Source organism: Caballeronia choica, assembly GCF_001544535.1.
GTDB classification, from domain to species: Bacteria; Pseudomonadota; Gammaproteobacteria; order Burkholderiales; family Burkholderiaceae; genus Caballeronia; species Caballeronia choica.
In genome coordinates this window covers 1-8,651 of sequence record NZ_FCON02000222.1, presented here as the reverse complement: position 1 = coordinate 8,651, position 8,651 = coordinate 1, and the positions used below count along the sequence as shown (strand labels likewise).

Genomic DNA, 8,651 nt, shown 5'->3' with positions numbered 1-8,651 from the left:
AACGTGCTGACGCGCTTGCCGACACACCGTGCCGCCGACATCGCGCAACTGCTTCCTCATCGCTGGACGCCGACCACTGCCTGATCGTTTCCGCGATTGCCCACGTCGGATGCCTTCCCCGGGTGCTTACTCAGAAACCACGATGCGGCACCGAAGGAGATCGCGAGCGGAACGGCAACGAACCAGTTCGTGTACGCGCCCATAGTGGGGAATGACGCGACCAGCATCTGTTGAAGTGGGAAGCCAATCATCAAGGTCGACCTGCGCTCGGACCTGTTCACCTACCAGATTGACGAACGTGCACTCGCACGTGCGCGCATGATGGACGGCAAGCTGATTCTCGTGACCAACGTGCCGGACCTCGCTCCGGCCGACGTGGTGGCTCGCTACAAGGCACTCGCCGACATTGAGCGCGGCTTCCGCCAGCACACCGCCTCCGGCCTCTCGACGCTGAGTGCCGCACAAAAGGAGCTCTTCGACGCACTGAACCTTCCAACCCCGACCGCCGCCGTGTAGGGACAAAAATGCTACCCCTGCGGTAGCAAAATCAATGACTTACGCGAGAAAGTGTCGAACTCGGGTGCACCGCTTCAAGATTGTCCAGTGACAGCAGTCCCCGCTCAGCGACCAGCACCACGCGCCGGATCGGATAGCGCGCCAGCACCTTCCTGAGCGTGGGCACCAGCGTATGCGTTTCGGCTGCATTGCCCGCGAATACTTCAATTTGAATCGGCAGCCCTTCGGCGGTTTGCACGACGTCGAGCATGACCTGGCGCGCGATATCGCCTTCCTTGGCCAGCCCGAATTGACGCAGCTCGCCGGTGGACTCCGACTGGCCTTCGGCACGGATCGTCGTCAGGTCATAGAAGACGATTGACAGTTCCTGATCGATCAGCGGGCGCAGCAGCAACGCCAGCGTGTCATCAATCGCATCGGCGCAGTCGACCAGCGTGTCCATCGTGCGCAGCAGCCGTTGATGCGTGACCGCCTGTGACGAAACGTCGGGTACCCGTGTGCCTTCGAGCCATCGGGCGATGCCCAGTTTCGATTCGGGATCGCACAGCCGGTTGAACACCATCACACGCAGCAGCCGCTCGGCGTCGAACTGCCGGTGCGGGCGCACGATACGCCGCAAGGCATCGTCCAGGCCGAGCTCCTTCCACAGCGCGGTGAGCATCCACGTGTCACCGATGGTAAGTGCCGGTGCAAACGACACGTCGCCGGTGCCCTGCTCGGGCGTGGGCTTGCCGGCTGCACGCAGCAGCCCGCTGATGAGCGCGTTGCTCTGGCCCGCGAGGAGGACCGCTTCGAGGCGGCCGAGCGTGGCAATCACGCGCTGCCGCGAGACGCCGCGCGCGTCGCGAAACGATTCCACCAGCTTCACGTACTGGCGCTTGTCGGAGGTGGTGATCTTCACAAACATGTCGCCACTCTAGGCGACAGGACTCCCACGTTCAAGGTCATCATAAAATTTCGTGTCACTACAAGACGATGACACTCCTGAATGCCAAATGCTTGATCTCTAAAGCGAATACGCGTCTTCTGCCAGCACTCGCAAACCGACACATCCACACAATGGCCGCGCAACTCGACAACAAGGTTCCATTCGGTTGCACGACCTGCCCCTGCCCCGGTACACCGAAGCCGAAGACCGTTTTGGTCGATCTCGGGTTTCGCGGTCGCGGCGTCGACGCCGAAGTAAAATAATCGTTCTCCGCCGCGTTGAGGGCTGCTTTCAAAGACACGAAATGTTCGTTGGTCTATCCCTATACAATTGAATCGGAAGCCACACTTAGTGCAGGCGGTTTTTCAGCGGTAATGATCAGTTGCGGATCACCCATATATCTAAGACTTTCAGACCAATACGTTACGATCCTTGCTTTACAAAATCCAATCTCTCTTAATTCATCGAGCAGCTGCCAGCCAAAATACCTAAAACAAATCGAGCCATGTTCCATATCAACCGGATTACCATGATATTCGGGCTCCATGATGTGCCGGATTTCGCCGTTGCTCTGCAATTCCGCCCGGATCTCATATTCGTAGCTATTGGGTCTAAACGGGACGGTCATCATAAGGGAGCCATTCGGTGCCAGGCAACGGAACAGTTCCTGTAAGGCCGACTTGTGATTCGGTACGTGCTCCAATACGTCGAATGTCATGATGTGATCAAACGTATCGGCGGCAAACGAGAGCCGCTGAATGTCTTCGTTCCGGATGCCTGAAATAACCTCACCGGGCTCACAACCATCACCCCAATACTCACTACCTTGTACGTTCGGAAACCGCTCTTTTAACCAATCGTACGTCGTTGTCTTCTGCTCTGTGATGTAGATTCGGGCGTCAGAGCTTGGCGAGATCTCCTGATAGAAGAGATGGATGCATGCGCGAACCCGGTTGACGAGGCCACATGAAAGGCAATTTAAATGTTCTCTCCAATTCGGAAATACCCTTCCATCCTCTAGCGTGCTCGATGAATACATACCACTGACCTGAAAGCGCGAATCTTTCCCACAGCACGCGCAAAAACCGGGAAGCTGGTAAGCATCCAGGTCGAACGGTATTGCGTCGACCTCGGTTCTTCGGCGCCGAGAAAGTATAGATTCCATCTGAGTACGAGCATGACGAAAATCGGCCAGAGATTCCGAAGCAAGCATCGGGAAGTAGGGCCTCACCCAAGTCGCTTTTTCGCGTTCAGCTGATATTCCTATTGGCGTGTGCAGATTATGCCCGCTTTCGCCATGCCAGTTAAAGCCGTATGTTAATGTGGAATAATACCAGTGACCATGCCTATGGACAGATCGGCGGTACGAATCAAGCAACAGCCGCAGGTCGCCTATGTTATTGGCTCGAAATTGCGCGCTGTGGCGAGAAAAAATCGTGGGATCCTCTATTTTATTACCACTGAAATGCACAAAGCGCAGTGGTTGCGCGTTTACCAGCCAATGCCCGTTTTCGCGGCGAACCAGCCGTTGCGATAAATTCCAATATGCGACGTTGTACCCCGCATGGTGAAGGATCACAGTCTTGTTGATAAAGGCGGGCATTAGATCGGCCCACTTTTGATCGACAAACAATCCGTTCTGAAGGTCGATTACGCATTGAGTTTCAAGTCGGCGCCCCCACCAGGCGACCACGCGCCGTACCTGGGGCGTGTCGCGGAAAGCACAAAAGCCTAGATTGTATATTCCGAAATTTAAAAACTGTCGATCTTCCATCTCAGCAAATTCGGCCGGTTCTAGGATATGTGGCGTGAGTACACAGTCCGCGCCAGACTCGAAGCAAGTCAACAACTCGGTAAACGGGCCTACCACCAATATATCCGGGTCGAGATAGATGATGTGCTCCCCGGGATGGCGGTCGAAGAGATATGAAAAGACGAATGGCTTTATGGAGGTATTGAGCTCCGTTATATTATAGCGATTCCGCATCTCGTCAAAGCGCGGAATGCCAAGCTCGTCGATCGAAATAATCTCGAAGTCGAACGCGTTGATATCAAACCCTTCGATGTCGTCGCAGATAGCCACATAGAATGTAATCGGTCCATGGTGAGCCTGTAAAGTAGCGCGGAGCGATAAGGCGTAGCCGAGAAAATTTTTCGAGCAGATCGTGAATGCAATCATTGAGCCTTCCAATTCTAAAATAATCGCGCGTGTCTCTGGAAAGAATAAAGCGCTTTCACTGCTGCGCGCTTATGCATGTTGCGGGACTGGTGCTTTAATTTCGGACAAAAGTTTTACCATAAGCTTCTGGCCGACCGGGAAAGAGTTGGATTCTACGATAGACGCTATGCCTGCATCGGACAATGACGTCCAGCGCGTCTCGCTTGAATAAATTTCTACCACTTGTTGCGCGAAGGCTGCGGGCGTGTCGCCAATGGCAATAGTTTTCCCGTCAGTTAGCATCATCCCTTCGGCGGCGACGCGCGAGGTGACGCACGGTACGCCATGCGCAAGGCTGGTGGCGACTTTGCCCTTAGCGCCGGCTCCGAAGCGAAGCGGAGCCACCATCAAACGGATTGCCTCTAGTCGCTCCGTCAAATCTGCGACGTATCCGACAGGGACGAATCCTGGATCAGTGCGCTGCTTTATCTCGTCTGGCATATCGGCACCCATAACGAAGAATTGCATATTCGGCAATTGCACGCGGATAAGAGGCCATATTTCATTTAGAAAATAGTGCACCGCATCTATATTGGGCCGATGGTTAAATCCACCGATGAATCCTATGTCGTGCCGCTGGTCGAAGGAATTTCGTCGTCCCGGGCATTCCCGGATGAGCGGCAACATGTGAATAGTGGAACCGGGAGCTGCCTCAGCCAATAGCTCCTCTTCGAGCCTTGACACTACGATCGTTGCGTCGGAAAGTCGTGAAATAGAAATCTCGCGCTCGCGCGTCCCCGTTGCTAAGTTAATTCCACGGCGATCATCCTGTAAGCGGGCCTCGCGTTCTTCGCGGAGGTGGTGGAGATCGACCGTATTAAAAATTATCTTGGCATCGAGACAACTGAGGCGTATCTGTTCGACGTATGCTCCGCCACAATACACACGTGAGAGAAAGCAAACATCGATTAACGTACCGGCAGTCCGTAGGAAGGATGTAACCGACTCGTGCTGCGGCTGACTAACGCAGTAGACGCCGAGCGCTTCTAGGGCGTCCCTATATGTTGATACCAACGAGAACTCGGCGACAGCGACAAAAATCACCTGATATCCGATGTTCTGGAACATCTTGATGTAGTTCATCGCGTCAATAGAACCGGAGTCTTTGTCGGGCCGAGGATAGACACTGTCAATCATCAACACCACGGGTTTTTGCGAGCAAGCTCGTTGAAGCGCGTCATCATTTCGTGCCGAGGCAAGTTCCACCGGCTGGCCTCCGGGTCGCATAAGCGTCGGTTCGGCCATAGATTCACCGCTGGCGATCTCACAGCTACCGCCATTGCTTGGCTCTTCGAATATCACCGAAGCATCGATTTCTGAGGGGGACACTGCCGGTGCATCTTTTCGATGAACGATGGCGGATACTGCAAGTCGGGGGTTGCATGCCAACCAGATGAGTTTTAAGCAGCGCCTTCCATATCGACCTGCCCACGGCAACCGGGTTGCGATTCGACGTAGGGGCCGTGTCATCTTCCATGAGGTACTGTTTGCGTATGCAGCCTCAGCCTCATTGGCGCGCCTAAGCTCGCTATGCAGACGGGTTATCTCGGACAGGCCCGTATCCACCTCACACTCCAGTCGCTGTAGCTGTTGCGCGGTCTGCGCTCTAAGCTGCTCGGTGGCATTAGTGTCAGCGGCAATACGGGACCTGAGGCGATCAGCCGCCAGGGTGGCGGATGCGGACCGCCGCCTAAGCATCACAGCCTCTGCATCGAAAGTCTCGAGCCGCTCCTTCAGCGCATGCACCTCGGCAATAAAAGCAGCCATTTGTTCGCGCAGACCATCGCCCTCTCGGGCCTCTGCAACGGCACTGTCGAGCAGCTCTTTAAGCGAATTCACCTCGTCAATGGAAGCAGCCAATTGTTCGCGCAGACCATTGCCCTCGCGGGCCTCTGCAACGGCACTGTCGAGCAGCTCTTTAAGCGAATTCACCTCGTCAATGGAAGCAGCCAATTGTTCGCGCAGACCATTGCCCTCGCGGGCCTCTGCAACGGCACTGTCGAGCAGCTCTTTAAGCGAATTCACCTCGTCAATAGAAGAAGCCAATTGTTCGCGCAGCACAGCACCTTCGCGGTAAGCACCTTCAGCGTCGGCAAGACGCAGCTCAGTGACGATGGTTTCAGAATGCTCGCGATGCTGTTCAAATTCGGAGATGCGAGCGTCTATCGCGGACAGTATTTCTGAGGATGAGCAATCTCGCAGATCGTATCGAAGAGCCTTTAGGAGTGCGATTGGCCGAAGCAACAGCGGCGCGGTGGCTAGCGTAGGCCATAGCGACGGAAGAGTGATGTTCGGCTCAATCGCCGATGTGTAGTGACTTCGGGCGTCATCGAGATTGGCCTTAAACACCGCCTGAATATTAAGTGAGGCAGATATGTCTAGCCATTTGAACGGTACATCCAAGTGACCATTGTCCCAGAACGCAAAAGGTTTCTTGTACGCTGCGGCCACAACCGCCCCGTGCATAGCGGCGGACAAGACAAATTCCGCTGTACAAATCGAGTCAATGAAACGGCAGATCTCGGAAGGATCCGGCGCAATATTTGGGCGCAAGACAAGATCGCAGCCACTTAAGTTGAGGAGATCCGTGTCCGACCGTTGGTCGTGGAAATGGGGAATGCAAACGGTTTTTCCACGGAAGTTGTTCGCTTGCCGTGGCGTATACAAAGCCGGTAGGAGCAGCGCTGGATCGCCATAAGGAACGGCTGCACCCAGGCGAAGCTCGGCGGCGGACAGTGGTCCTCGCACGCTGAGGATCCTTGCACGATGTCGACGGTCCGGCGTAAGCCCGCCTGTTTCACGTAGCCCACAGCCCCAAAACACAACAGGCTTCGTCGTCACGTCGCCTTCGAGTGGGGGCACGAAGAGATCATCGAGAACGCTACCAATGAGGTGAACGCCTCTTGCGTCCATGCCGAATGGATAGAACAGTTCCCTCAAGAAAAATTCAGTCAGATAATCCCCGAAATTCTGGACGCTTTCAGATTTGAGCCAGTAGCTGACATTGTTTTTCATAAATTATTCCTGTAGGTGTCTATTTGGGCATCTAAAGGTCGAGTGACGACCGGCGCACAGCTGTGCAGTTGTCCTTCGACGCTAATGACGGATGCGCCGCGTTGCCTTATTAAGTAGTCTGAGCGACGCCATCAAATCTCACGACGTTGATGCGATAAATTCTGGGTGCCCGCCAGTGCGGCAGCTTCACTTTCGGGCACGACGTCGTCCCGTATCGGGCGATGGCGAATGCGGTTCAGGACATCGCGGAAGAAGCGGGTGTATCGCCAAGATTTCGTCCCGTAGGACGCGCGCAGGAGGTTGTGCGAGGGGGCCAGTCACCGAATCCCATTCGTCCCCGTGATTCATTCCGTCCTGCGATAGGCCAGTTGGGTTCACAGCGGGGAGTCTCCCTAGCTCCCGGACCCACCATCCGAAATTTTCGAGCTTCTTGTCGTCTAGGAGTGTCTGGCAGTATTCCAAAGCCGGTTCTTCTGCGCTGACGCGCGCCGTTGAAATGCCATCGGATACTCTTTTGCTGCCGTCATTCCTAATGCAATATCCCACACCAAATCCAGACACGTAAAGTGGCCCATGTTTAAAAGCCAAGCGGAGAGTGAAGTCGTAGTCTTCGTTGCTGCTCGATAAATCGTCCTGAACAATATCTGTATATGCCCACGCATGATCCGTTGCAGCTAACGATTTGATGAGTTTTTCATTGTGTTGAGAATAGACTTTGTCATCATCGTCCAGGAATGCTAGATAGCGATCGCGAACGGCTCGCTTACGGATATTCAAGCTCTTCGCGCGTGCGTCCGCCTCCGATGTGTGGGCGAAGACTTTAACGCCAGCAAACCCCTCTTTCCACCGATCCACAACATCTTCGATCATTGACGAGCCCTTTCCGTCTCCAGTTTGTTGGGAAACAATCAGCACTTCGATGTTTTGATGTGTTTGCCCACTCAGTGTGAACAAGCACTTGTCGAGAAAGTGTTCTCGATCAGGTATAGTTCGAACAACTACCGAAATCGGATCATCCATGCGCTACCTACATTGGCTTCGCGAAAGTCAGATTATTACGAAAACCAGGGATGGCGCGATAGATCATCGCTATACGGGTGCTTTGCATGTTGCTCGGCTTGCCGTTGGATCTCTTCACGGTCAATGCCGGCGCTTAAAAAGCTGCGGCAGCAACCATTCACTTGCGCCCCGAAATCGTCGCTGTCCACAGATCGATGCGATAAACCGGATGTCCAATTGCATTAGTCCGAGCCTATGCGGCGAAGCTCGGCGGGACGCCTGCATATGCATAAAGCCCGAGCCTTAAGTTAATCGTCTCGTGTTGTATAGTATGCCGCAAAAAAAATGGCGGCGCTACGCAATGTAAGGATAATATGATTATCAGCGATGGTTCGTCAAGAATATTCCAGTCCCGCGCCGGCTCGGCGTTGCTGGAAAAAGTAAATCGGTTATGCCGGGACGGGCATAACCAATGGTGTGCGCCCGCATCATTCAGACATGAAGGGTTCGCGCGCTCAAAACCGCAGTTCCAAGGCAGCAAGGCCACAGGCAGGCCCTTGTTCCCGATTTCGCGGGCAAATATTTCAAGGATTTTGTGCCTGTCTGCAACCACTCGAACGAAGGGATTCTCTTCGAAAAGCAAAATGCGTACCGGCTCGGATTGTCTGGACACGGGTTTGCAACTCAGGCGGCCTCTTTCATGGTGGCTGCGTGACGTGCTTCATGGGGTGACATAAAGCCCAGTTTTTCGAGACGCCAATGACGGTTGTAACGATCTTTGAACTCGACGGCCGCGGCCCGAACTTCCTCCAGGTTCCTGAAGATGCGACCGTGAATGGCTTGTTCCTTCAGCGTCCGGTTGAAGCGCTCAGCGACGCCATTCGTTTGCGGTTCGGCGACGAAGGCGAAGCTCGGCGTGACGCCGCAGAACCGGACCTGGTTGAGGAAGTCATCGGCCGTGTACTGCGAACCGTG

General features: G+C 54.5%; 4 protein-coding genes and 2 pseudogenes. 1 reads left to right on the top strand and 5 read right to left on the bottom strand.

The window, feature by feature from the left end; translation table 11 throughout:
• Positions 1 to 246: 246 nt before the first annotated feature.
• Positions 247 to 423 (top strand): annotated as a pseudogene (locus AWB68_RS47515) (IS1634 family transposase); the annotation flags it as partial.
• Between the two features lie 166 nt (positions 424 to 589).
• Here the strand turns inward: AWB68_RS47515 and AWB68_RS40280 are convergent.
• The 5 genes and pseudogenes from AWB68_RS40280 to AWB68_RS40260 all read right to left on the bottom strand — a co-directional run.
• Positions 590 to 1,423: pseudogene (locus AWB68_RS40280) on the bottom strand (IS1634 family transposase); the annotation flags it as partial.
• A 343-nt stretch (positions 1,424 to 1,766) separates the two neighbouring features.
• Complete coding sequence (locus AWB68_RS40275; protein WP_087649760.1) at positions 1,767 to 3,623, bottom strand: methyltransferase domain-containing protein; 1,857 nt, start codon at positions 3,621 to 3,623, stop codon at positions 1,767 to 1,769.
• 69 nt (positions 3,624 to 3,692) lie between these two features.
• Positions 3,693 to 6,677 (bottom strand): glycosyltransferase, encoded by a 2,985-nt coding sequence (locus AWB68_RS40270; protein WP_087649759.1) that lies wholly within the window; start codon positions 6,675 to 6,677, stop codon positions 3,693 to 3,695.
• Positions 6,678 to 6,863: 186 nt separating this feature from the next.
• A complete protein-coding gene (locus AWB68_RS40265; RefSeq protein ID WP_087649758.1) occupies positions 6,864 to 7,697 on the bottom strand; it encodes a glycosyltransferase family A protein in 834 nt (277 codons plus the stop codon).
• 663 nt (positions 7,698 to 8,360) lie between these two features.
• On the bottom strand, positions 8,361 to 8,651 hold a 291-nt coding region (locus AWB68_RS40260), incomplete at its 5' end, for an integrase core domain-containing protein (protein WP_143282018.1).

Bases quoted from the DNA above. Each gene is read 5' to 3' on its own strand.
- AWB68_RS40275 (WP_087649760.1), bottom strand. From the start codon at position 3,623: ATGATTGCATTCACGATCTGCTCGAAAAATTTTCTCGGCTACGCCTTA.
- AWB68_RS40270 (WP_087649759.1), bottom strand. From the start codon at position 6,677: ATGAAAAACAATGTCAGCTACTGGCTCAAATCTGAAAGCGTCCAGAAT.
- AWB68_RS40265 (WP_087649758.1), bottom strand. From the start codon at position 7,697: ATGGATGATCCGATTTCGGTAGTTGTTCGAACTATACCTGATCGAGAA.